23 protein-coding genes are annotated in these 22,144 nt (G+C 67.1%); 6 read left to right on the top strand and 17 right to left on the bottom strand.

Going from position 1 to position 22,144, the window contains the following annotated elements; translation table 11 throughout:
• Positions 1 to 73 precede the first annotated feature (73 nt).
• The 3 genes from proC to KRX55_RS08135 form a co-directional block, all read right to left on the bottom strand.
• The gene (gene proC / locus KRX55_RS08145; RefSeq protein WP_200257877.1) at positions 74 to 925 is read right to left on the bottom strand and encodes a pyrroline-5-carboxylate reductase; all 852 of its coding nucleotides are present in this window, start codon (positions 923 to 925) and stop codon (positions 74 to 76) included.
• 69 nt (positions 926 to 994) lie between these two features.
• Positions 995 to 2,032, bottom strand: coding sequence for a hypothetical protein (locus tag KRX55_RS08140; protein ID WP_218407242.1), 1,038 nt, complete (start codon positions 2,030 to 2,032; stop codon positions 995 to 997).
• The gene (locus KRX55_RS08135) at positions 2,029 to 2,976 is read right to left on the bottom strand and encodes a Ppx/GppA phosphatase family protein (RefSeq protein WP_218407241.1); all 948 of its coding nucleotides are present in this window, start codon (positions 2,974 to 2,976) and stop codon (positions 2,029 to 2,031) included. The genes KRX55_RS08140 and KRX55_RS08135 overlap by 4 nt, the downstream gene beginning before the upstream one ends.
• A gap of 33 nt (positions 2,977 to 3,009) precedes the next feature.
• On the opposite strand from KRX55_RS08135, the gene KRX55_RS08130 reads away from it, so the two are divergent.
• Complete coding sequence (locus KRX55_RS08130; protein WP_218407240.1) at positions 3,010 to 3,996, top strand: hypothetical protein; 987 nt, start codon at positions 3,010 to 3,012, stop codon at positions 3,994 to 3,996.
• On the opposite strand, the gene KRX55_RS08125 is transcribed toward KRX55_RS08130, so the two are convergent.
• The 4 genes from KRX55_RS08125 to mshA form a co-directional block, all read right to left on the bottom strand.
• The gene (locus tag KRX55_RS08125; RefSeq protein ID WP_218407239.1) at positions 3,978 to 4,664 is read right to left on the bottom strand and encodes a response regulator transcription factor; all 687 of its coding nucleotides are present in this window, start codon (positions 4,662 to 4,664) and stop codon (positions 3,978 to 3,980) included. The two genes, KRX55_RS08130 and KRX55_RS08125, sit on opposite strands and share 19 nt — an antisense overlap.
• Positions 4,661 to 5,902, bottom strand: coding sequence for a sensor histidine kinase (locus tag KRX55_RS08120; protein ID WP_218407271.1), 1,242 nt, complete (start codon positions 5,900 to 5,902; stop codon positions 4,661 to 4,663). The genes KRX55_RS08125 and KRX55_RS08120 overlap by 4 nt, the downstream gene beginning before the upstream one ends.
• A 54-nt stretch (positions 5,903 to 5,956) precedes the next feature.
• Positions 5,957 to 6,703, bottom strand: coding sequence for a phosphoglyceromutase (locus KRX55_RS08115; protein ID WP_218407238.1), 747 nt, complete (start codon positions 6,701 to 6,703; stop codon positions 5,957 to 5,959).
• A 99-nt stretch (positions 6,704 to 6,802) separates the two neighbouring features.
• Entirely contained in the window at positions 6,803 to 8,065 is a 1,263-nt protein-coding gene (gene mshA, locus KRX55_RS08110) for a D-inositol-3-phosphate glycosyltransferase (protein ID WP_218407237.1), read from the bottom strand.
• A gap of 257 nt (positions 8,066 to 8,322) precedes the next feature.
• Between mshA and KRX55_RS08105 the strand changes: the two genes are divergently transcribed.
• On the top strand, positions 8,323 to 10,074 hold the full coding sequence (locus tag KRX55_RS08105) for a long-chain-fatty-acid--CoA ligase (protein WP_218407236.1): 1,752 nt from the start codon (positions 8,323 to 8,325) through the stop codon (positions 10,072 to 10,074).
• Between the two features lie 100 nt (positions 10,075 to 10,174).
• Here KRX55_RS08105 and KRX55_RS08100 read toward each other — a convergent pair whose 3' ends face one another.
• A complete protein-coding gene (locus KRX55_RS08100) occupies positions 10,175 to 11,335 on the bottom strand; it encodes a UDP-N-acetylmuramate dehydrogenase (RefSeq protein WP_370625790.1) in 1,161 nt (386 codons plus the stop codon).
• A 23-nt stretch (positions 11,336 to 11,358) separates the two neighbouring features.
• On the opposite strand from KRX55_RS08100, the gene KRX55_RS08095 reads away from it, so the two are divergent.
• Together KRX55_RS08095 and KRX55_RS08090 are read left to right on the top strand one after the other, a co-directional pair.
• A complete protein-coding gene (locus KRX55_RS08095) occupies positions 11,359 to 11,862 on the top strand; it encodes a DUF2505 domain-containing protein (RefSeq protein ID WP_218407235.1) in 504 nt (167 codons plus the stop codon).
• Between the two features lie 19 nt (positions 11,863 to 11,881).
• Entirely contained in the window at positions 11,882 to 12,697 is an 816-nt protein-coding gene (locus KRX55_RS08090) for a class I SAM-dependent methyltransferase (RefSeq protein WP_218407234.1), read from the top strand.
• 91 nt (positions 12,698 to 12,788) lie between these two features.
• Here the strand turns inward: KRX55_RS08090 and KRX55_RS08085 are convergent, their stop codons facing one another.
• Positions 12,789 to 13,343 carry a DnaB-like helicase N-terminal domain-containing protein gene (locus KRX55_RS08085; protein ID WP_218407233.1) on the bottom strand — a complete coding sequence of 185 codons (555 nt, stop codon included), beginning with the start codon at positions 13,341 to 13,343 and terminating at the stop codon, positions 12,789 to 12,791.
• Between the two features lie 267 nt (positions 13,344 to 13,610).
• Here KRX55_RS08085 and KRX55_RS08080 point away from each other — a divergent pair, with 267 nt between their 5' ends.
• Complete coding sequence (locus KRX55_RS08080; protein WP_218407232.1) at positions 13,611 to 14,423, top strand: LmeA family phospholipid-binding protein; 813 nt, start codon at positions 13,611 to 13,613, stop codon at positions 14,421 to 14,423.
• 10 nt (positions 14,424 to 14,433) lie between these two features.
• Here the strand turns inward: KRX55_RS08080 and deoC are convergent, their stop codons facing one another.
• Entirely contained in the window at positions 14,434 to 15,126 is a 693-nt protein-coding gene (gene deoC, locus KRX55_RS08075; protein ID WP_218407231.1) for a deoxyribose-phosphate aldolase, read from the bottom strand.
• 74 nt (positions 15,127 to 15,200) lie between these two features.
• Between deoC and purU the strand changes: the two genes are divergently transcribed.
• A complete protein-coding gene (purU, locus tag KRX55_RS08070) occupies positions 15,201 to 16,103 on the top strand; it encodes a formyltetrahydrofolate deformylase (protein ID WP_218407230.1) in 903 nt (300 codons plus the stop codon).
• A gap of 98 nt (positions 16,104 to 16,201) precedes the next feature.
• On the opposite strand, the gene KRX55_RS08065 is transcribed toward purU, so the two are convergent.
• From KRX55_RS08065 to KRX55_RS08040, 7 genes are all read right to left on the bottom strand, one after another.
• Entirely contained in the window at positions 16,202 to 16,498 is a 297-nt protein-coding gene (locus KRX55_RS08065) for a DUF2516 family protein (protein WP_255567692.1), read from the bottom strand.
• 74 nt (positions 16,499 to 16,572) lie between these two features.
• On the bottom strand, positions 16,573 to 17,331 hold the full coding sequence (locus tag KRX55_RS08060; protein WP_218407229.1) for a CGLAU_01105 family protein: 759 nt from the start codon (positions 17,329 to 17,331) through the stop codon (positions 16,573 to 16,575).
• 52 nt (positions 17,332 to 17,383) lie between these two features.
• Positions 17,384 to 18,703: a DUF445 domain-containing protein gene (locus tag KRX55_RS08055; RefSeq protein WP_218407228.1), complete on the bottom strand. Its 1,320-nt coding sequence runs from the start codon at positions 18,701 to 18,703 to the stop codon at positions 17,384 to 17,386.
• 52 nt (positions 18,704 to 18,755) lie between these two features.
• The gene (locus KRX55_RS11860) at positions 18,756 to 18,890 is read right to left on the bottom strand and encodes a hypothetical protein (RefSeq protein ID WP_255567674.1); all 135 of its coding nucleotides are present in this window, start codon (positions 18,888 to 18,890) and stop codon (positions 18,756 to 18,758) included.
• An 82-nt stretch (positions 18,891 to 18,972) separates the two neighbouring features.
• Positions 18,973 to 19,326: a hypothetical protein gene (locus tag KRX55_RS08050; RefSeq protein WP_218407227.1), complete on the bottom strand. Its 354-nt coding sequence runs from the start codon at positions 19,324 to 19,326 to the stop codon at positions 18,973 to 18,975.
• A 57-nt stretch (positions 19,327 to 19,383) separates the two neighbouring features.
• Entirely contained in the window at positions 19,384 to 20,133 is a 750-nt protein-coding gene (locus KRX55_RS08045; RefSeq protein WP_198735034.1) for a succinate dehydrogenase/fumarate reductase iron-sulfur subunit, read from the bottom strand.
• Positions 20,133 to 22,142, bottom strand: a complete 2,010-nt coding sequence (locus tag KRX55_RS08040; protein ID WP_218407226.1) for a fumarate reductase/succinate dehydrogenase flavoprotein subunit — start codon at positions 22,140 to 22,142, stop codon at positions 20,133 to 20,135. The genes KRX55_RS08045 and KRX55_RS08040 overlap by 1 nt, the downstream gene beginning before the upstream one ends.
• Between the last annotated feature and the right edge of the window lie 2 nt (positions 22,143 to 22,144).

Genomic DNA, 22,144 nt, shown 5'->3' with positions numbered 1-22,144 from the left:
AGGGAGGAGCGGAGGACGAGAGTCCACCCCGCCGGGCACACCCACCGACGACCCCTGCACTCGGAGTCTGACTCTAGCCCTCATCGTCGTCGGAACCCGACGGAGAACCGGCACTCATTCGGCCGATCTCCGCGGACCGCTGCGCGCACGCCTGGGTAGCACGGTAGAACGCGGCACGGATCCCGTGCTCCTCCAGCACACGGATCGCCGCGATCGTGGTGCCACCGGGTGAACAGACGTTGGCACGCAGCTCGGAAGGACCGAGATCCCCCTCGAGCATCATGTGGGCCGCACCGGTCAGCGTGGACACGGCGAGCTGCGCCGCGAGTTCCCTGGGCAGTCCGAGATTCACCCCACCGTCGATCATCGCCTCCGCGACGAGGAACAGGTATGCCGGGGAGGACCCCGACATGGCGGTCACGGCATCCATCTGGTTCTCCTCGACCACGACGACGTCTCCGACGGTGTCGAGGAGCTCGGACACCTGGTCCAGCTGGTCATCGCTGACGAAGCGACCAGCGGCCACCGCGCACATCCCGCGCCCGACGAGCATCGGGGTGTTCGGCATGACGCGGACGACCGGGGTCCCGGCGGACACGACATCCTCGAGGCTCCTCAGAGGGACACCCGCGGCCATGGAGATCACGGTGGTGTCCTCGGCGTTGTTGTCGATGGTGTCCGATAGTTCGGCGAGGACCGCCACGGTGTCCTTCGGTTTCACACAGAGGAACACCACATCGATCCCGTCGATGGCCTGGCGGTTGTCCGTGAAGTCGATGATCCCGTATTCATCGGTCAACTCCCGTCCACGCTCCGGGCGTCGATTCGAGACGTGGACGTCCTTGGGGGACACACCACCGTTCACGAGACCCGAGACCAGCGCCTCGCCGATCTTTCCTCCACCGATTACAGCAATCTTCGTCATGGCCTCCACCCTGCCATGAACGCCCCGGGTCCGCATCGGTCACCCCACAGGAGCGGGCGCGACGGAACGTCAGGCGGTGAGGAGCGGACCGAAGGTGACGGCGAGGCCCGCGAGGCCCGCGAGGAACATGGACAGGCCGTCCCGCTCCGTCCTGAGCGCATGGACGATGCCGATGATGCCGCCGGTCACCGCGATCGCGAGCACCGCGGTGACCGCGGTGTTGAAGTGGCCCCACAGCTTCTCGAAACCGAAGAAGAGCGCGACTCCGACGATGAGCCCCAGCAGGATCATCCCGAAGACCGCCGCGACGGAGACCTTTCCCTGCTCCACCGCGTCGTCCTGTCCCTCCTGGGCGACACCGGCGTCTTCGGGGGTCACCGGGGACCGCGGTTCCGGCTCCTCAGCGGCGACGGCGGTCATCTCGGCCGTGGGGGGAACCTCGTTGACGGCGGGGGTACGCGCTTCGTTGACGGCATCCTCGTCAGGCGCGGCCACCGGGGCGTCCCCGGTCGCCGGAGGGGCCTCCGGCGCCGGGTCCTTCGCCCGCTCCTGCTGAACCTGACGCGGGGTGATCTGGGGGAACTCACCGGTGGTCAGCCGGACCGGATCCTCATCGGTGACCACCGACAGGACGACCGTCTCATCAGAGCTGGGACGAGTGACTTCCGGAGCGGCGTTCTCATCCGCCGGATCATCCCGGGGGACATCGGTGGGTGCCGTGGGTGCGGTCGCCGGCGCCTCAGCAGCGTCGACCCCGCCGGGGACGTCGGTGCCACCGGTGGACGGTGTGGCGTCGGCTCCGGCGGGAACCGCTTCGGGGGTCTCCGTCTCCTCGACGACGGGTGAGCTGTGCCGGGCTACGGTCTGTTGCCCGGTCGGGTCCTCCTCCGCACGCCGGTCCTCGCCATCCAGCGGGACACTGGAGTGACGGCTCTCAGCCGGCTTCGAATCCACGGCGGGAATGGACCCCGTCAGCTCGGCGACGGAGACTCCGCCCTCATCGAGGCTGCGGCGACGGCGCCGACGGGGCCTGGGGGTGTCCTCCCGGCCTTCCTCTGCTGCGGCGCGCGCCATCAGCTCCGCGACGGTGAGTTTCTTCTCGCTCATGTGCGCGTCCTTTCATAGTCCATGCCCTGTTCCGTGCGGCGCAGGATCACTCCCTCGCGGAGCGCCCAGGGGCAGATCTCCAGTTGCTCCAAGCCAAGCGCACGCATGGCCGCTTCCGCAACCAAAGCACCCGCCACGATCTGGTGGGACCTGTCGGAACTGACCCCCTCCAGCTCAGCACGATCCGCGGCGGTCATCCGGGAGATGAAGGCGATGAGCTGACGGAGGCCCGGAGCAGTCAGAGTACGCTTCACCCGCGGCCCGGCCGAGGAGGGCGCCGCACCGGTGAGTCTCGCGAGGGTACGGAATGTCTTGGAGGTTCCCACCGCGAGTTCAGCGGGCCCGCATCGCTTCATCACCTTGGCGGGCTCGAGGAGCTCCGCGTCGATGAAGTCACGCAGCACGTTGACCGTCTTGCGCTGTGGCGGGTCCGTGTCGAACCACTGGTGGGTCAGGCGTCCGGCGCCGAGGTCCAGGGAGAACGCGGCGTCCGGTACCTCGTCGGTTCCGGTGGACAGCTCCAGGGAGCCGCCCCCGATGTCGAGATTGGTGATCCTCCCGGTGGACCAGCCGTACCAGCGACGCACAGCGAGGAACGTCAGTTTCGCCTCATCCTCACCGGAGAGGACCTCCAACCGGACACCCGTCTCGCGCTCGACGGTGTCGATCACGTCCTGGCCGTTGGTTGCGGAACGGATGGCGGACGTGGCGAAGGGGAGGATGTCCTCGCAGTTGAGCTGATCCGTGAGCTCCGCAGCCTCTGAGACACCCTTGACCAGGCGTTTAACGCCCTTTTCGTTGATGGCACCGGCTTTGTCGAGGTACTCGACGAGCCGCATGGTGGTCTTCCAGTCGCTCATCGCGGTGGGGCGGCCGCCCGCACGGGCGTCCACCACCACAAGATGGACCGTGTTACTTCCGACGTCCAATACACCTAATCTCACATCCCCAGGGTAGACGGTCTAGCGTAGGCAGGTGTGAATTGCCCGCAGTCCGAATCCGTGTCGCGGCCTGTGCAGTTGGGTTTCCCGGCCAGCTCACCGGCCGCCGCGTCGATCCGCTCCGGGAGAGAGCTGCCACCGGACTTCCCCCGCGAGTGGTTCGAGTTCACGGATCCGAATGATCCGGAACACATCTTCTCCATTGATCTGACGTGGCTGGAATCGCACTACAGCTGCCAGTTCGGCACGGGAACGTGTCAGGGAATCGACGCGGGCTCACCCGATGTCGGGTGCTGCGTGCACGGTGCTTTCCTCTGCGATGAGGAGGACCGGGAGCAGCTGGCGGACGCGGTCTCCCGGATGCCCGCGGATTTCTGGCAGCTCCGCCCCGGCGGCGTCGACGACTGGCTCAGGGAGCGCGCTGAGGGCGGGGAGCCGGGTACGATCGAGCCGTGGTTGAAGTGGGATGAACTCGACGGGGACGACGGGGAGCCCGAACCAGCCCTGAAGACGGTGGTGACCGACGGCGCCTGCATCTTCGCGAACCGGGCGGGCTGGGCGACCGGCGCGGGGTGTGCACTGCACCAGTGGGGAGCCGCGACCGGGGAGGACCTGACGGTGGTGAAACCGGAGGTCTGCTGGCAGCTTCCGCTGCGGAGGCTCGAGGACTGGGAGGACCGGGGCGACGGCACCGAGATCCTGCGCACCACGATCACCGAGTACACGCGCCGCGGCTGGGGTGAGGGAGGCGAGGACTTCGACTGGTACTGCACCACATCTCCGGCGTGTCACACCTCGTCGCAACCGGTCTGGTTGAGCCACCGGCAGGAACTGATCGCCCTGATGGGTGAGGACTCCTACGCGATTCTCGCCGGGCACTGCGGCGCGCGGCGGGCCGCCGTCGATGCACTCCGGGACTCGGGCTTCACCCCGGACACGCCGTTCGGGTCTCCCCACCCGGCGACCGTGGCGGCCCGGAGGGAGGCCGCGGAGGGCGGGCCGGATCAGTCCTCGAACTTGTAGCCCAGCCCCCGGACCGTGACCAGGTACCGCGGACGGGAGGGCTCCTCCTCGATCTTGGCGCGCAGCCGCTTCACGTGGACGTCCAGGGTCTTGGTGTCGCCGACGTAGTCGGCGCCCCAGACACGGTCGATGAGCTGGCTCCGGGTGAGCACCCTCCCGGTGTTCCGGAGCAGGTACTCGAGCAGGTCGAATTCCTTGAGCGGCATGGCGACCTCCACACCATCGACGGCCACGGTGTGCCGTTCAACGTCCATGCGGACCCTTCCCGCGGAGAGCACCTGGGTGTCCCCACCATCGTCGTCGACATCACCACCCCTCCGCAGCACGGCACGTATCCGGGCGATGAGTTCCCGGGACGAGTAGGGCTTGGTCACGTAGTCGTCGGCACCCAGTTCGAGGCCGACCACCTTGTCGATCTCCGAGTCCCGGGCGGTGACCATGATGACGGGAACGGACGACATCGCACGCAACCGCCTGCACACGTCGGTCCCGGACATTCCCGGCAGCATGAGGTCGAGCAGGACGATGTCGATCTCGTTCCGCTCGAACTCCACCAGAGCGGTGGGCCCGTCAGACGCGATGACGACGTCGAAACCCTCCTTCTTCAGGAGGAACGCCAACGGGTCTGCCAACGATTCCTCGTCCTCGACCAGCAGGATACGGGTCATGTTGCACGGTCCTTTCTGCGGGCGCGCAGGGGCGCCGGTTTCTTCTTCAGGTCAATGGCTCCGTTGAGCTCGACGTCATCGGGAGGTTCGTCACCACGATCCCGGTGAACCGGGAGTATGAGTGTGAAGGTGGATCCGGTCCCGGGTCGGGACCAGAGTGTGATCGAACCTCCGTGATTCGCGGCGACATGTTTGACGATCGCCAGGCCCAGCCCCGTCCCGCCGGTCGAACGGGACCGGGCCTTGTCGACCCGGAAGAACCGCTCGAACACACGCTTCTGGTCCTCCGGGGCGATGCCGATCCCCCGGTCGGTCACCCGGATATGGACCTCCGAGCCGTCGTCGGTGATCTTCTGGGAGACCGAGACAGTGGTCTCCGAGGGTGAGTAGTTGATGGCGTTGCCGATCAGATTCGACACGGCGGTCGTGAGCAAACTCATATCGCCGTCGACCTGTACGCCGGTGTCCGCCCCCCGGATCAGGGTGATGCCGGCGTTCTCCGCGGCGAGTTCATTGCGTGCGATCGCCTCCCCGATGACCTCATCCACGGACACCGGTTCCATTCCGGGGAGTTTCTCGGCACCCTGGAGCTTGGACAGGGAGATCAGCTCATTGATCATGTCCGCGAGCCGGTGCGCCTCCTTGGTCAGGCGTCCACCGAAATAACTGACCGATTCCGGATCATCCGCGGATTCGATCAGCGCCTCGGCGAGCAGCGCCATGCCACCCACCGGGGTCTTGAGCTCGTGCGAGACGTTGGCGACGAAATCCCGGCGAGCGGATTCCATCCGGACGTTCTCCGATTCATCCGTGCCGTAGACGATGACGAACCGGGAGTCGGCCCGGGTGAGGGGTTTGACGACGGCCTGGACGGCCATCACACGACTACCTGAACGTTTCGCCGGGCCCGCGAGATCGATGGAGCGGGGCTCACGGTCATCGAAGACGTCACCGACGCACGCCCAGACCTTCTCGTTCAGGGACCGTTCGTGCACGATCCCCATCTCATGGGCCCGGGAATTGGAGAGGACCACGTCTCCCCCGCGCCCGACGACGGTCACCGCCGTCGGGGAACCCTGCACCGCGAGGTGCAGGACCTGGGAGACCGTGGTCACCTGGTGCTCCGCGAGGGTCGCAGCGGAGCGTTTCGTCCGGAGTCGCTGCCGGAGGAACTCGACGGCGGGGGCCGCCCACAGCGTGAGGATCACACCGCCGGCGAACCCCGCCCACACAGACAGAGACACCTGCCGTCTACCTTCAGATCGTCAGCTTCTTGAACCAGATCCGCCCGGTCACTTACCGCCCTGGGCGGCGACCGCCGCGGCTCCGGCCGCGGCGGCCTCGGGATCGAGGTAGGTTCCGCCCGGGTTGAGGACGTTGCCCTTCTCATCGAGCTCATAGACCAGCGGGATACCGGTGGGGATGTTCAACCCGGCGATGTCCTCGTCGGAGATGCCGTCGAGATGCTTGACCAGGGCACGCAGGGAGTTGCCGTGCGCGGCCAGCAGAACGGTCTCGCCGGCCAGTGCGCGGGGCAGGATCTCCTCGGTGAAGTACGGAACGAAGCGCGCGACGACGTCCTTGAGGCACTCGGTGTCCGGTACCTTGTCGAGATCGGCGTAGCGCGGGTCGTGCGCCTGGGAGAACTCGGCGTCCGCGTCGAGGGCCGGCGGCGGGGTGTCGTAGGAGCGACGCCACGCCATGAACTGTTCCTCGCCGTACTTGTCCTTCGTCTCGGCCTTGTTCAGGCCCTGGAGGGCGCCGTAGTGGCGCTCGTTGAGGCGCCAGTCGCGCACGACGGGGATCCAGTGCCGGTCTGCGGCATCAAGGGCGATGTTGGCCGTGTTGATGGCGCGACGTTGCAGTGATGTGTAGACCACGTCCGGGAGAATGTCGTTCTCGCGCAGCAGTTCACCACCGCGTCGGGCTTCGGCGCGACCCTTGTCGGTCAGGTCGACGTCCACCCACCCGGTGAACTGGTTCGAGGCGTTCCACTGGCTCTGGCCGTGGCGGAGCAGAATTAGCTTTCCAGTACTCATACCGTCCATTGTTCCACGCCCGGCGTGATCGTGCCGACGACGGTCAAAAACCCCGGCAGGATTCACCGGAAGTTCACACGGGGGCCACCGGTGACGGCGTCACCCGGCCGCCCTCCGTGAGTAGCACCGCCCCGGGGTGTGCTCGATGACCCCGCGGTAGAGTTCCGCGAGATTCGCGGCGGTCCGCGGCCAGCTGAATTTCGCCGCATGGCCCACCGCCGCTTCCCCCATCGCGATCCGCGCCGCATCGTCGTCGAGCAGACCGGCGAGAGCATCCGCCCACGCCGACGTCTCATGCGAATCGACCAGGACACCGCTCTTCCCGGCGGCGACGGCGATCGGGAGGCCCCCGACCCGCGCCGCGACGACCGGGGTTCCCGCCGCCTGCGCCTCGACCGCGACGAGACCGAAGGACTCGTTGTAGCTGGGGACCGCGACAACGTCCGCCGCCCGGTAGACGGTGACCAGTTCCTCCGGGGGCCGGGGATCGAGGAACCTGATCCGGCGTGCGACACCGAGTTCCTCCGCGAGTTCGCGGTACTGTTCGGGGGTCGCCGAACGGCCGGACGGTCCGCCGCAGATGATGACCCGGAGATTGCGGTGGGGATCCCTCTGGATCAGCTCCGCCACAGCCCGGATCAGGACCTGCGGCCCCTTGAACTCCTGCAGCCGTCCGACGAAGGCGACGACCTTCGCGTGCAACGGAATCCCGAGTTCACGGCGGCAGCGTTCGGTGGCCCGTTCCGTGCCCGGGGTGAATAGTTCGGTGTCGGCGCCCGGCGGGATGACGGTGATCGAGTCCGGTACCGCGTCGTAGTGGCGCTCCAGGTTCAGCGCCTCCTCGCGGGTGTTGACGACCAGCTGGTCCGCGTTGTCCACTATCTGCTGCTCACAGATGCGGCGGGCCTCGGATTCCGGCGAGTCCTCGGCACTGATGTGTTCGTTCTTCACCGCCGCGAGTGTGTGCGCGGTGTGCACCAGGGGAACCTGCCAGACGTCCCGGAGCAGCCACCCGACCTGCCCGGACAGCCAGTAGTGCGAGTGGATCACGTCGTAGCTCAGTGCCGCACACCGGGCGAACAGCAGAACTCCCCCCGCGAACGCGGCCAGCTGTGTCGGCAGCGCCTCCTTGTCCAGCCCCTCGTAGGGGCCGGCGACGACGTTGATGACCCGGAGGTTGGGTTCCACCTCGACCACCTCCCCCTGACTGGGTCGGGTGGCCCGGGTGAAAACATCCACCGAGATTCCCTCTCTGGCGAGTTGCCGGGCGGTCGAGGCGATGTAGACATTCATTCCGCCGGCGTCCCCGCTGCCGGGCTGCTGCAGCGGGGACGTGTGCATGGAGATCATCGCGACGCGCATGACGGCCATCCTAATCTTCCCCGATCCCCGCAACCCACCCGTACCCGGCACGACCGGGAACCCGAGTGAACACTCATCTTTCGGCGCTATACTCGAATAGCACTGACGCTCTCTCAACCGGCCGGGAGGAGACCCCCGACGCGAGGCTGGATCTCCATGCTCCCGGCCTGCTCCCGGCACCACCCGACGCGTCGGCATCGCTTCGGGTGGTGCGCACGATCCCCGCCGGTGAGCACATATTCCTACGAAGGGACACCATGTCGGCACTTGAATCAAAAGCCTGGCTCGATCACTACGCGGACTGGACACCGCACAATCTCGAGTACGGTGACGCGACGCTGATCGACCACTACAACAACAATCTGGCGGTCAACGGTGACAAGAACGCCACCCGTTTCTTCGGCCGGACCCAGTCCTACAACGACCTCGACCGTCAGGTGCGCCGGGCGGCCGCGGGACTCCGGGCCTTCGGTGTCCGCCCCGGGGACCGGGTCGCCCTCCTGATGCCGAACTGCCCGCAGCACATCATCGCCTTCTACGCGGTGCTGAAACTCGGTGCCACCGTCGTGGAGCACAACCCCCTCTACACGGCCCACGAGCTGGAGCACCCGTTCAACGACCACGGTGCCCGGGTCGCGATCTGCTGGGACAAGACCTCCGGCACCCTGGAGAAGCTCCGGGGGCGCACCCAGCTCGAGACGATCATCAGCGTCAACATGATCGAGGCGATGCCCCGCAGCCAGCAGCTCCTGCTGAAGCTTCCGCTACCGGTGATCCACAAGATGCGCGACCGTCTGACGGGGGACGCACCCAACACGGTGCCCTGGGAGGCGCTCATCGGACAGGCAATCGGGGGTGACGGTCGCAATCTCGAGGATCCGGAGACCACGAAGGACGACATCGCCCTCATCCTCTACACCTCAGGCACGACCGGCGCGCCGAAGGGGGCACAGCTCAGCCACGGAAACCTCGTGGCCAACATCATCCAGGGCAAGCACTGGGTACCCGGGCTCGGGGACAAGGACGAGGTGCTCCTCGCGGCGTTGCCGATGTTCCACGCGTACGGCCTGACCATGAACGTCACGCTCGGTGTCTTCATCGGCGGCGAGATCATCCTGCTGCCCGCCCCCGATCTGAAACTCATCATGAAGGTGATGAAGAAGAACACGCCGACCTGGCTCCCCGGCGTCCCGGCGCTCTACGAGCGCATCGTCGAGGCCGCGGAGACCGCCGGGATAGACATCTCGGGCGTCCGGAACAGCTTCTGCGGAGCGTCCACCCTGCCCACCCGCACCGTCGAGCGGTGGGAACGCTACACCGGCGGCCTGCTCGTCGAGGGGTACGGCCTGACGGAGACGTCACCGATCATCGTGGGCAACCCGATGACCCCGACCCGTCGTCCCGGATATGTCGGGATTCCGTTCCCCGACACCGAGGTCCGTATCGCGGACCCCGACAACCTCGACGTGACGATGCCGGACGGGCAGGAGGGCGAAGTACTCGTCCGCGGGCCCCAGGTGTTCCAGGGCTATCTCAACCAGCCGGAGGCGACGGAGAAGTCCTTCCACGACGGCTGGTACTGCACCGGCGATGTCGGAGTCATGGAACCGGACGGTTTCATCCGCCTGGTGGCACGCATCAAGGAGGTCATCATCACGGGTGGCTTCAACGTCTACCCGGGAGAGGTGGAGGAGGCGCTGATGGCGCACCCGGATGTCGCCGACGCCACCGTGGTGGGCATGCCCCGCTCCGACGGCTCAGAGTCCGTGGTCGCCGCGATCACCCTCGCGGAGGGGGCGGCCCTCGACCCGGAGGGCCTGAAGGAACACTGCCGCGAGATGCTGACCAGGTACAAGGTTCCCCGCCGGTTCTACCACTTCGACGAGATGCCGCGGGACCAGATCGGCAAGATCCGCCGCAGGGAGGTCCGGGATCAGCTCGTCGAACGCTACGGCAGTGAGGCGGAGAAGAAGGCGCTGAAGGAGGCCGAGGAGAAGCGGTCCAGGTAGTCGCCGACAGGCGGACGGGTGAACGGCCCACCGGCACCGAGAGGAGACTCCGGCCGGTGGGCCGTTCGGGTCTGCGGGCACCCGGGCGCGGATCGGTGACTCACCCGTCGATGTCGACCCCGACCCAGACGGGTTCCGGCTGCAGGGTGACCCCGAACGCATCCCGGACCCCCGCGCGGACCTCCCCGGCCAGACCGACGAGATCAGCCGTCGTCGCCCCACCCCGGTTCGTCAGCGCGAGGGTGTGCCGAGTCGACAGGCGGACAGGTGCTTCCGGACCCGGGTACCCCTTGACGAACCCGGCGCGCTCGATGAGCCACGCCGCGGAGAGCTTGGAGTTTCCCTCGTCCGCCGGGTAGCAGGGCATCGCGTCGGCGACGGCCGCGCCGTGCAGCCGGGCCACGGCGTCGCGGACCGCCGCGGCATCCGCGGCGGTGACGACGGGATTGGTGAAGAAGGACCCCGCGGACCAGGTGTCATGGTCCGCGGGGTCATGGACCATGCCCTTTCCGCGGCGGAGCTCGAGGACCGCAGCCCGGACCGCCGGAGCCGGACGGCGCACGGTGCCCGGGGCTCCGGCATCGGCCGCGGTGACTCCGAGTCGCCGGGCGAGCTCCCCGAACCGGAGCGGTGCGCTCAATCCGTCGGTGCGCAGCTGCAGTTCGATCGCGAGCACGACCCCTCTGCCGGTGTGCTTCAGGTTCGAGGTCCGGTAGCCGAGTTCGAGGGAGCCCGCGGACACCCATTCCACGGTGCCGGTCGCCCGTTCGAGGAGGAGAACGCGGGTGAGCACGTCGGCGATCTCCGCGCCGTACGCGCCGACGTTCTGGACCGGCGTCGCGCCGGCGCTGCCGGGGATTCCGGAGAGACACTCGATGCCGCCGAGTCCCGCATCGATCGATGCCGAGACGACGTCGTCCCACACGGCTCCCGCGTCCGCCCGCAGGAATCCGGTGTCGGTGTCGATGTCGATCTCCGAGCAGTCCACGGCAACGGCGATGAGGGGCAGGTCACCGTCGGCGACGACGAGGTTCGAGCCACCGCCGACGACGAGCAGCGGGAGGCCAAGGGAATCGGCGCGTACGACCGCGGTGGAGAGGGCGTCCGGGGTCGCACAGTGCACGGCACCCACCGGACGGCCGCCCAGGTGCAGGGTCGTGGCGTCGGCGAAGCGGAAGTCGTCGGCGAAGCGGATTCCGTCAACCCCCCGGAGAGCGTCGTGGAGTTCGTTGAATCTGTGGGTCAGCGATGAAAGGGACACCCTCTTAACGGTAGTCTTAACCCATGACCACGCGTAAAGAGAACACTGCAACCGTCAATTTTCCGTCCGCGGCCGTGCACGCTGCACTGACCAACCCGGACTACTGGGCGTACAACGTAGCCAACCTCTCCTCCGAGGCCGGTGAGGTGCACTCCTTCGAGGCCGTCGACGGGGGCGCCGAGATCGTGCTCTACGAGGTTATGCCCACCGACCTGCTGCCCGAGGCCGTCCGCGCGATGATCAGCCAGGCGCTGAAGATCAAGCGAACCGTGAAGATCGGCCCGCTGAACGGATCCGACGCCGAGGGCCGCTACACCGCGGACGTCAAGGGTGCACCCGTCGATTTCTCCGGCGACCTGAGGCTGACCGGTGATGATTCCACCGCCACGATGCACTACAGCCACGAGATCAATGTCACGGTCCCATTCATGGGCCCCGCCATCGAGCCGAAGGTCGCCGACGCCGTCGCCGAACTCACGGTGACCGAAGCTGAGCTGACCGAGAAGTGGATCTCCGAGAACAACTGATCCGTCCCGCACGCCCCTGATGGCCGATCACGCGCACAACCTCGCCGCCGATTTCTCCGCAGGTCGTGGTCGGCCCATCGGTGTGCCCACCCGCGGCACCACCAACCGGAACCGGCTCCGCCGATGCGACCGGTGGATGCTGCACGAGCCCCGCATCCGGGAGGTTCTGCGCCGGGCGGACGGCCCGCTGGCGCTGGACGTCGGGTACGGCGCCTCGGACGCCACGACCGTCGAGTGGGCGCAGCGCCTGCGTACGCTCCGCCCGGACATCACGGTCACGGGTCTGGAGATCACCCCCGAGCGGGTGTTCCCCCCGAGATGCGGCGTCACCTTCGAGCTCGGCGGGTTCGAGCTCGCCGGGCACACCCCCCATCTGGTGCGTGCCTTCAACGTACTGCGCCAGTACGACGTCGAACAGGTTGTCCCCGCGTGGCGGACCGTGACCTCCCGGCTCGCCCCGGGCGGGGTCTTCGTTGAAGGCACCTGCGATGAACTCGGTCGTCGGTGCAGCTGGCTGCTCATCGACTCCGCCGGACCCGTGTCCCTCACCCTCGCCTGGGATCCGTTCGACGTGGAACGCCCCTCCGATCTCGCCGCAAGGCTCCCGAAGATCCTCATCCACCGGAACATTCCGGGTGAACCCGTCCACGAGCTCCTGACCGCGGCGGACAGGGCCTGGGAATACGCGGCCGGCTGGGCACCTCACGGCCCACGGGTCCGGTGGCGCGAAGCCCGTCGTATCCTCACCGAATCGGGGATACCGCTCACGCCCATCCGGCGCCCCGTCAGGGACTGTCTGCTCTCGGTTCCGTGGTCGATGGTGGCACCGGCCTAGCCCGTTCCCGCTTCCCGGGCGGGTGGCGGACAGCCGCATCCCCGGAGGCTCCGCTCCCGGTCGACGGGAACCCCCGGTCACCCCACCGACTTCACCGCGGGCGCGCACCGAGGAATTCCGCCCGGCGCTCCGCCGCCCGGCGTTGCCGTCTGCCGTGTTCGACCAACCGCGGGAAAAGCTCCGTTTCATCGGCCCGGAGACCGATGGCCCGGAGGGTCTCCGCCATCTGGACGTACTGGCGGCGGTACCACGTCCCCAGCAGCTGATCCGCGTAGTAAACCGTACGAACCGGGAGTGCATTCAGCCCGGAGAGCGCGAGGAGCACCCGCCTGAGGGCATCGGCCGGGACGGTCCCTCTCCCGCGGGCGACGATCCTGGAGTTGATCGATGTCGGATCGCACGGCCTGCCTGCGGTGACCTGCTCGACGATCAGGTCGAAGATGTGTCCGTAGACGGGGTCGTTGAAGTCGGCGGAGGACAGTTCCCCGCACACGTACCGGACCGCCGGGTCGTCGGCCCCGTCGCCCCACAACAACGCGCAGAGGAGCTGGGCCTCCGGATCGAGGTCGTCGTCTATCGCGTGCAGGAGGTCGTCGAAGCGCTCGTCATCCGGGATGTGATCGGCGGTTGTCCCCGGTTCCCGCACGTCGCCTCCTGTCTCCCCGCCGTTCCCGCAGATCCTACCCCGCCGATCCGCTCGTGCCCCGGCCACACCGTCGGGGTGTGTGGACGGGGACAGGTCGCTGCCCCCTCTCCTCGTCTCCCACGGATCCCGCCCCACGATCCCCGCACGGACTTCCGTTCAGGCTGGTCAGGGAACACCGGTACCGTGCGTCCCCGGACGACCCCGACTTCCCCGCCACCTGCCCCGCAGGTGTGGCGCGGGAGACGAAGATCAGGAACACTGGGAAAAATGAGTAGACCTGTGATCAAGAAACGCGGTTCCGGCTGGTGGAAGATCCTCATCGGTGTCGTCCTCGCCCTGTTCGTCATCCTCCTGGTTGCCGAGGTGGCACTGAGAATGTTCGTGACCAGGGAACTGGAGGATGATTTCGTGAAGCAGAGCGCGGCCACCGGTGCCGCCACCGATGAGAAACCCGAGATCGGATTCGGGCCGGCGCCACTACTGCTGTCGATCGCCACCGGGACGGTCCCCACGGTGAATATGTCGACCCCCTCCACACTCCGGATCACCCACCCGGACGGTGCCGGATCCGAGCTGGACATCAGTGGTATGCCGGCCTCCGACATTCGTATCACCGACCTCGCTCTCCGCAACCCGGACGGCCCGATCGCCGGGCACATCGTCCTGGAGACGGACATCTCCGACGAGATGATGCTCGCACAGATCCAGGCGGCGATGCAGGAGCAGACCGGCGCGGGGGATGACGGGCTGGCGGCTGCGCTCCTGCAGAACCTGGTGAAGGTCACCGACGTCACCGCCGTCCCCGGGACCGGCACGCTGGACATCGAATTCACCGATGGCGCGGCACACATCGTGCTCAGACCGAGTGCGGTCGACGGTCAGCTGCAGATCGAGGCCACCGAGGCCCGGCTGTTCGGTTTCGCGCTTCCGGGGGAGGTCACCGGGGCGATCAGCAACGCCCTCAGATCGGGGGCCGCCGACATCGGCGACGGCATGAACGTCGATGCCGTATCGGTCCGCCCGAACGGCATGCACCTCGAGCTGAGCGGTGACGACATCAACCTGAACGAGATGGGCTGATCCGACCGGGTCACCGTCCGGAGAAGTCGTCCCCGGCGACACCGAGAATCTCCGCCGCCGCACCACCGACGGACAGGCGGGTCGCACCGGCCGCGATGAGCCGCCGGGCCCGGTCGAGGGTCTCGATCCCACCGGCGGCCTCGATCCCGAGTTCCCGGCCGACCTCCTCCGCGATGGCCCGGACCGCTTCCGGGCTCGCCCCGGGACAGCCGAACCACCCTGTCGAGGTACGCACGTAGTTCGCGCCGGCGGTGCGCGCCGCACGTGCGGCGGTACGGATTCCGGCGTCATCCAGGAGACCGGTCTCGATGATCACCTTGAGGGCGACCGGTGCGGGCACCGCTTCCCGCACCGCGACGATCTCCCCGATCATGCGGTTGGTGTCCCCGGCGCGGACCGCTGCGAGATCGATAACCAGGTCCACCTCGTCGGCACCGGATTCCACGGCGAGCCGGGCTTCCGCCGCCTTGACCAGCTGGTGGTGTTTCCCCGAGGGAAAACCGCAGACGGAGACGACCCGCAACCCGTGTCCCTCCGCGGCCCCGGTGGCGTGCAGCATCGAGGGTGTCACGCACACCTGGCCGACACCCAGTTCCAGTGCCTTCGACACGTGTTCCCGGACGTCCGCGGCGGTCGCCCACGGGGTGTCGAGCGTGTAGTCGATCATGGCGGCCAGACGGTCACGGGTGATGGTCTCATTCATAGCTGAAGAGCCTAGCCTTTTCCGGGTGGGACCGGCGGTGGGTGGTACTTGACCTCCGGAGTAGAATTCCTGGAATGAGCAACGCCCAGAACTCCCACACCTCGCCTGTAGCGGAACGTCAGCTGGTCCTCACCCTCGGGTGCCCCGACACCACCGGAATCGTCGCCCGCCTCTCCTCCTTCATCGCCCAGCACGGAGGATGGATCACCGAGGCGGACTACTTCACGGACCCGGACTCCGGGTGGTTCTTCACCCGACAGGCCGTCCGGGCGGAATCCCTCGACACCCCGGTCGAGGAGTTCCGGGCGGAGTTCGACGAGATCGCGACCGGCTTCGGCCCCGGCGCCCGCTGGCGGATCTGGGACACGGCACGGCGAAAGCGGGCGGTGATCCTGGTCAGCAAGGAGGGGCACTGCCTCCACGATCTTCTGGGCAGGGTGGATCAGAACGACTACCCTATGGACGTCGCCGCGGTGATCGGCAACCACGAGGATCTGCGGGTCATCGCGGAGAACCACCACGTACCCTTCCACCACGTACCCTTCCCCAAGGACGCCGTCGGCAAGCGTGCCTCGTTCGACCGGGTCGCGGAGCTGGTCAACGAGCACGAGCCGGACGCCGTCGTCCTCGCCCGCTTCATGCAGATCCTGCCGCCGGATCTCTGCGAGATGTGGGAGGGCCGCGCAATCAACATCCACCACAGCTTCCTGCCGTCGTTCATGGGCGCCCGCCCCTACCACCAGGCGTACAAGCGCGGCGTGAAGCTCATCGGCGCGACCTGCCACTACGCGACCTCGGCGCTGGACGACGGCCCGATCATCGAGCAGGACGTCATCCGGATCACGCACAAGGACACCCCCGCCGACATGCAGCGACTCGGCCGCGACGCCGAGAAGATCGTTCTGGCCCGGGGTCTGCGGTTCCATCTCGAGGACCGGGTCCAGGTCTACGGGAACCGTACGGTCGTTTTCGACTGAGCCGGGTGCCCGCCGGAGGCCACCCGGCGGACATGAGTGTGCCCCGGGTGGTCTCACGCAGAGCCTGCCCGGGGCACCTTCACATCTTCACACCTGTTTCACCAGGTGGTCTCGCCATTCACGATGTCCTTCAGCTGAGGTCTGACATCGAACCAGTAGAGACCGATGACGACCATGCCCACCCACTGGAGCAGCTGCACGTTGATGAACATCGCGACGGCGGAGGCGACGAGCATTCCCGTCCACACCCACTTCTGCTGCCGGTCGGCGGCGGTGAAGGCGTCGTCGCGGGTGGAGACGCACAGCGCCGCTCCGACGAGCCCGGCGACGCCGATGATCGTCGTCATCAGGAGCACCACGTATCCGAGGATGTGCGCGGATTCGAACAAGAACATATCCATTGTCGGACCGGAGACCTTTCAGGTCGGGCGGAAAAGGTGGGGCGCCGTGCCGGCCACCCCGGAGGTGACTATTTCCCGGTTTCGGTGTCGTCGTCCCCGTTGATCACTTCTCCGTCAATGATATCCGCCGTGTCCGACTTCTCCGAACCGGACGCCTGGACCCGGGTGCGGAGATCGTCGATCCGTTCTCCACCGGTGTTCTTCAGGTCCCGGACGACCTCTCCGGCACGGGCGACGAGGTTGTCGACCGCGTTCCGCACCTCGTCGACGGTGGAGGCGTTCTTCGCCGCGTTGTCGTGGTCGTCGTCGCCGCTGCGGTCGCGCAGTGCCTCGACGGCTTCGTCGAAGGCGCGGCGGGTGGCGTCGACGGCCTCCTGGAACGCGGTGCGCGCCTGCTGGGCGGCCTCGGTGTCCCTGGTCTGTCCGGCGGCGTTTCGCACGGAGCCGGACAGATCGCGGATGGTGCTCTCTGCGGTGGCGGCGAATCCGGACACGGCTTTCTTCGCGTCCTCCACGGAATCGGCGTCACCGAGTTCCTCAGCCGCCTTCTTGGCCTCCTCCGCCGTGTCCTCGACGCGATCGCCGGCCGACTTCTTCTCGTCCCGGCCGCCGACATTGCGGAGATCCTCTCGGAGTCGGTCACCGAGTTCCCCGACGAGGGGCCCCAGTGCCGCACCGGCGTTGACCCAGGCGTTGAAGGGTTCGCGGAGCTTCTCGAGCGCATCGGCGAGGACGCCGCTGCCGGTGCCGCGCTGTCCCGCGTCCGCGGCGCCGTCGGCTGCGGTCGTGTCCTCGGGGCCGTGGTCGTTCGGTGTGGGGTTGTTCATGGTGAACTCCTTCATTCGTGGGGAATCAGATCGGTTCCCGCGGATCTCCGTTTCAGGCGCCGAAGATGATGTGGGAGACAGTGTAGATGCCGAGACCCGCGAGGGCACCGACGATGGTGCCGTTAAGTCGAATGTACTGGAGATCCTTGCCCACCATCAGTTCGATCTTCTCGCCGGCCTCGTCCGCGTCCCACCGTTGGACCGTCTCGCTGATGATCGAGGTGATCTCCTCGGCGTAGTTGTCCGCGAGGAACGCTGCGGCGCCGGTAACCCTGCGGTCCAGGGATTCCCGGAGTTCCGCATCGTCCAGCAGGTTGTTTCCCCAGTTCACGGCTAGTTCGGTGAGCTTTGTCCGGAGCAGCGAATCCGGATCCGAGGTGGCGTCGAGAAGTGACTCGGACGCACTCCGCCAGATCGTCGCTGCGGCACCTCGTACAGGGGTCGAGCCCATGACGTCCCGTTTGATCGTCTCCACCCGTTCGATCATCTCCGGATCATTCTGCAGGTCGTCCGAGAGCTGCCGGATGAAGCGACGTACGGCCTGACGTGCCTCGTGTTCCGGGTCGGCGGCGACGGCGGCCGACCACCGGACGAGTTCCCGGTGCACCTTCTCGCCGATGACGTCGTTGAGGATCTGCGGGGCCCAGCTGGGACGCCGCTCATCGAGCATACGGATGATGAATGGTCCCGCGGCCTCGGTTTTGGTGTGGAGCCAGTGGACGAGCTCATCGACGACAGGCTCGGTCTTTCCCTCCTCGATCAACTGCGCCATGAGTCGCCCTGTGGGTGGCCCCCATTCGGGCTCCGCGATCCTGTCGATCAGGGTGGAGTTGATCACGGCCTCCGCGTCGGCGGGGTCGAGGGCGCCGACGATCCTCCCGGTCAGCCGCCCGACCTCCCTGGAGACCGTCCGTGCGTTGTCCGGTTCCGACAACCAGCCACCGAGCCGGTTGGGTATGCCCGCGGCCCGGACCTTGGCGGTGATCAGCTCCGCGTTGAGGAAGTTCTCGCCGACGAAGCCGCCGAGGGATTCGCCGATCTGGTCCTTCTTGTTGCGTACGATCGCCGTGTGCGGGATGGGGAGGCCCATCGGCCGGCGGAACAGCGCGGTCACCGCGAACCAGTCCGCCAACCCACCGATCATGCCCGCTTCGCTGGCGGCACGGACGAAACCGACCCAGGTGTCGGGTTCCCCGGGACGGGTCTCGAGCCACCGGCAGAACAGGTAGATCGCCGCGGCGACGATCAGCAGGCCGGTGGCGAACGCCTTGTAACGTCGCAGCTGCCGACGGCGTTCCGCCTCCACCTCGGGGGACGGCCCGGGGACGGCGAGGAGCCCGTCCCCGTGTTCGGTGAGTTCGTGTGTGCCCATCGCACCATTATGACGGGTGGTGGCCGGGTATCGAGTAATCGCGGCCTCCGGCTCAGGACCGCGTGGCGACCGCGGCGGCACGCCACGGTGGATCCGTGTCCCAGAGCTCGACGGCCGCGGGAATGAGATTGATCACGACGAGGACGGTTATCAGGGCGATCAGGATCCACATGATCTTGTTGCGCATTCCCTGGAGTGTAGCCGCGGAAATGCCGAGACCCCACCACGCCCCTTCGCGGGGCGGTGTGGGGTCTCGGCCGGGCCGGGTGCTAGTGGCGTCCGGTGCGGGCCGCGTACTCGCGGTAGTAGCGACGCCCGTGGTGGATCATCCAGAAGCCACCGACGAGGAAGACGACCGCCATGATCGCTCCGGCGAGAGCCATCGGCGCCCAGTTGGGCTGGCTGCCGACCGACCAGGAGCCGAGGCCGAAGAGCAGACCGCCGAAACCGGCGAGGGAGCTCAGGATCAGTCCCATGCCGATCCAGGTGGACGAGCGGATGAGCGAGGAGTGCTGCGCGTCGAGGCTGGAGGGATGGTAGCCCTCGACGTAGTGCGGTTCACCCTCGAACAGGGGAAATGACTGCTCGGCGTTCGCCGGAACTGGGGAGTGGCTGGCTGACATAGCGGATGCTGCCTTTCGTGGTCGTACCGTCGGCCCGGGGTCGTCGTCGCGACGAGCCTAGGCGTCCTTTGCGGTGAAGGCCGCTCGGGCCCTCTCTTTGTTGATGGCCGCAACCGCGGTCAGCGGGATACCGGCCGGACATACGTCCGCGCATTCGCCGAAGAGCGAGCACGGGCCGAAGTTGGTCTCTACCTCGTCGACCATGTTACGCGCCCGGCGACCTCGCTCGTTCTTGCCGAGGGGCATGAGCGAGAGATGCACCAGCTTCGCACCCGTGAACAGGTGGGCCGCACCGTTCGGGCACGCTGCGACGCAGGCCCCGCACCCGATGCAGGCCGCGTGGTCCAACGCGAGCTCCGCGGTCTGGTGGTTCATGTGCAGGGTGTCGGCGTCCGGTGCGGTACCGGCGTTGACCGACACGTACCCGCCCTGCTGCATGACCCGGTCGAGCGCGGAACGGTCGACGATCATGTCCTTGATCACCGGGTACGCCGCGGAACGCAGGGGCTCCAGCTTGATGGTGTCGCCGTCGGAGAAGTTGAACAGCCGCTGCTGACAGGACGGCTTGTTCTGCTCGGGCCCGTGCGGACGGCCGTTGACGGTCAGACCGCAGGTACCGCAGATACCCTCACGACAGTCGGAGGCGAAGGCGAACGGTTCCTTGCCGGACTCGATCAGAGTTTCGTTGACGTGGTCCAGAAGCTCCAGGATGGACATCTGCTCCACGGCGTCGGGGACATCGATGGACTCGTAGTGACCCTCGGTCGTGGGTCCGGCCTGGCGCCAGATCTCGAGATGCAGTTTCATTACTTGTAGTTCCTTGTCTGCAGAGGAATCGCATCGAAGTACAGCGGCTCCGCGTGGCGGATGAACTTGTTCTCGCCGTTGGGCTCCCAGGCGGAGACGAAGCACCAGTTGAGGTCATCGCGTTCCGCCTCGCCCTCGTCGGAGAGGTGATCCTCGCGGAAGTGGGCACCGCAGGACTCGTCGCGGTCGAGGGCGTCGACGCACATGAGCTCTCCGAGATCGATGTAGTCGGCGACCCGGTTGGCGTACTCGAGAACCTGATTCATCTCCTCGGCGTTGCCGGTGATGTTCAGCCCGCTCCAGAACTCCTTGCGCAGTTCACGGATCTGCTCGATGCCCTTGGCGAGGTCGTCGATGTTCCGTGACACGCCGCAGCAGTAGTAGAGGATGTCGCCGAGCTTGCGGTGGAAGAACTCCGGCCCGTGTTCGCCCCTGATGTTCATGAGCTTGTCCAGTCGGGACTGGGCGCGCTCGACGGCCGCCACGGCCTCGGGAGCGTCCTCGGACATCCGCTCGGAACCGAGCAGGGGGCCGAGGTAGTTCGGCACGGAGAACGGCAGGGTGAACCAGCCGTCGACCGACGCCGAGAGCAGCGAGTTGGCACCCAGACGGTTGGCACCGTGGTAGGTCCAGCCCGCCTCGCCACCGGCGAAGAGCCCCTCGATGGACGTCATCATGTTGAAGTCGGTCCACAGGCCACCCATGGTGAAGTGGCACGTCGGCGCGATCCGCATCGGGGTGACGTACGGGTCCTCGCCGATGGTCTCCTCGTACATCTGGAAGAGGTTCGAGTAACGCTCCCGGATGGTCTCCTTGCCGAGACGCTCGATCGAATCGCGGAAGTCGAGGTACGCGGAGTTGTGCATGGGGCCGCAACCGAGTCCGGCGATGATCTGCTGCGAAATCGCTCGGGAGGCGACGTCACGGGGGACGAGGTTGCCGAACGCGGGGTACCGGCGCTCGAGGAAGTAGTCACGCTCGTCCTCGGGGATCGAGTTCGGATCGCGGTCGTCCTTCGGCTCCTTCGGCGACCAGATGCGGCCGTCGTTGCGGAGGGACTCGGACATGAGGATGGTCTTGGACTGCCACTCCGAGTTGACCGGGAGCCCGGTCGGGTGGAACTGGATGAACGACGGGCTGGCCATGTAGGCGCCGTGCTCGTACGCACGCATGATCGCGGATGCGTTGGAGTTCTTCGCCAGCGTCGACATGTAGTAGACGTTGCCGTAGCCGCCGGTGCACAGGATCACCGCGTGGCCCGTGTGGGCCGTCAGCTCACCGGTGATGAGGTTGCGCATGACCGCGCCGTGGCACCGTTTCGTGCCGTCATCCTCCTCCTTGACGATCAGGTCGACCATCTCGTTGTGGGTGAAGATCTCGACGGATCCGAGGTGGATCTGACGCTGCAGTGCGGCCGCGGCCGAGAGCTGCAGCTGCTGACCGGTCTGACCACGCGTGTAGTAGGTGCGGGAGACCTGGACACCACCGAACGAGCGGGTGGCGAGGGTACCGCCGTACTCACGGGCGAAGGGGGCGCCGATGGCGTTCATGTGGTCGATGACCCGGACCGACTCGTAGGCGAGACGCCAGCAGTCGGTCTCGCGGCAGCGGTAGTCGCCGCCCTTGACCGTGTCCTTGACGTGGCGGTAGGCGCCGTCGTTGTCGACCTTCTTGCCGCGGGCGGAGTTGACTCCACCCTGGGCGGCGATCGAGTGGGCGCGGCGGGGCGCGTCATGGTAGGTGAACGCCTTGACGTCGTAGCCCAGCTCACCGAGTGCCGCCGCCGCGCCGCCACCGGACAGTCCGGTGCCGATGACGAGGACGCGGAATTTCCGGCGGTTCAACGGGGAGACGAGGTTGTAGTGGTCCTTCTGCCATTCCCAGGCGTCCTTCATCGGGACACCCTTGGGTGCGTGGTCCTCGAGGATCCTGCCCGGGGTGACACCTTCTACGCAGGAGGCCGGCTGGGTGAAGTCGGGCTTGGTGTCGGTTTCAGAGTGAGTGCTCATAG

Source organism: Corynebacterium sp. TAE3-ERU16, from assembly GCF_019209935.1.
GTDB classification, from domain to species: Bacteria; Actinomycetota; Actinomycetes; order Mycobacteriales; family Mycobacteriaceae; genus Corynebacterium; species Corynebacterium antarcticum.
This window is presented reverse-complemented; position numbering and strand designations above follow the sequence as displayed.

Bases quoted from the DNA above. Each gene is read 5' to 3' on its own strand.
- KRX55_RS08060 (WP_218407229.1), bottom strand. From the start codon at position 17,331: ATGAACAACCCCACACCGAACGACCACGGCCCCGAGGACACGACCGCA.
- KRX55_RS08105 (WP_218407236.1), top strand. From the start codon at position 8,323: ATGTCGGCACTTGAATCAAAAGCCTGGCTCGATCACTACGCGGACTGG.
- KRX55_RS11860 (WP_255567674.1), bottom strand. From the start codon at position 18,890: ATGCGCAACAAGATCATGTGGATCCTGATCGCCCTGATAACCGTCCTC.
- KRX55_RS08065 (WP_255567692.1), bottom strand. From the start codon at position 16,498: ATGTTCTTGTTCGAATCCGCGCACATCCTCGGATACGTGGTGCTCCTG.
- proC (WP_200257877.1), bottom strand. From the start codon at position 925: ATGACGAAGATTGCTGTAATCGGTGGAGGAAAGATCGGCGAGGCGCTG.
- KRX55_RS08095 (WP_218407235.1), top strand. From the start codon at position 11,359: ATGACCACGCGTAAAGAGAACACTGCAACCGTCAATTTTCCGTCCGCG.
- purU (WP_218407230.1), top strand. From the start codon at position 15,201: ATGAGCAACGCCCAGAACTCCCACACCTCGCCTGTAGCGGAACGTCAG.
- KRX55_RS08040 (WP_218407226.1), bottom strand. From the start codon at position 22,142: ATGAGCACTCACTCTGAAACCGACACCAAGCCCGACTTCACCCAGCCG.
- KRX55_RS08115 (WP_218407238.1), bottom strand. From the start codon at position 6,703: ATGAGTACTGGAAAGCTAATTCTGCTCCGCCACGGCCAGAGCCAGTGG.
- KRX55_RS08045 (WP_198735034.1), bottom strand. From the start codon at position 20,133: ATGAAACTGCATCTCGAGATCTGGCGCCAGGCCGGACCCACGACCGAG.
- KRX55_RS08140 (WP_218407242.1), bottom strand. From the start codon at position 2,032: ATGAGCGAGAAGAAACTCACCGTCGCGGAGCTGATGGCGCGCGCCGCA.
- KRX55_RS08055 (WP_218407228.1), bottom strand. From the start codon at position 18,703: ATGGGCACACACGAACTCACCGAACACGGGGACGGGCTCCTCGCCGTC.
- KRX55_RS08050 (WP_218407227.1), bottom strand. From the start codon at position 19,326: ATGTCAGCCAGCCACTCCCCAGTTCCGGCGAACGCCGAGCAGTCATTT.
- KRX55_RS08125 (WP_218407239.1), bottom strand. From the start codon at position 4,664: ATGACCCGTATCCTGCTGGTCGAGGACGAGGAATCGTTGGCAGACCCG.
- KRX55_RS08090 (WP_218407234.1), top strand. From the start codon at position 11,882: ATGGCCGATCACGCGCACAACCTCGCCGCCGATTTCTCCGCAGGTCGT.
- mshA (WP_218407237.1), bottom strand. From the start codon at position 8,065: ATGCGCGTCGCGATGATCTCCATGCACACGTCCCCGCTGCAGCAGCCC.
- KRX55_RS08080 (WP_218407232.1), top strand. From the start codon at position 13,611: ATGAGTAGACCTGTGATCAAGAAACGCGGTTCCGGCTGGTGGAAGATC.
- deoC (WP_218407231.1), bottom strand. From the start codon at position 15,126: ATGAATGAGACCATCACCCGTGACCGTCTGGCCGCCATGATCGACTAC.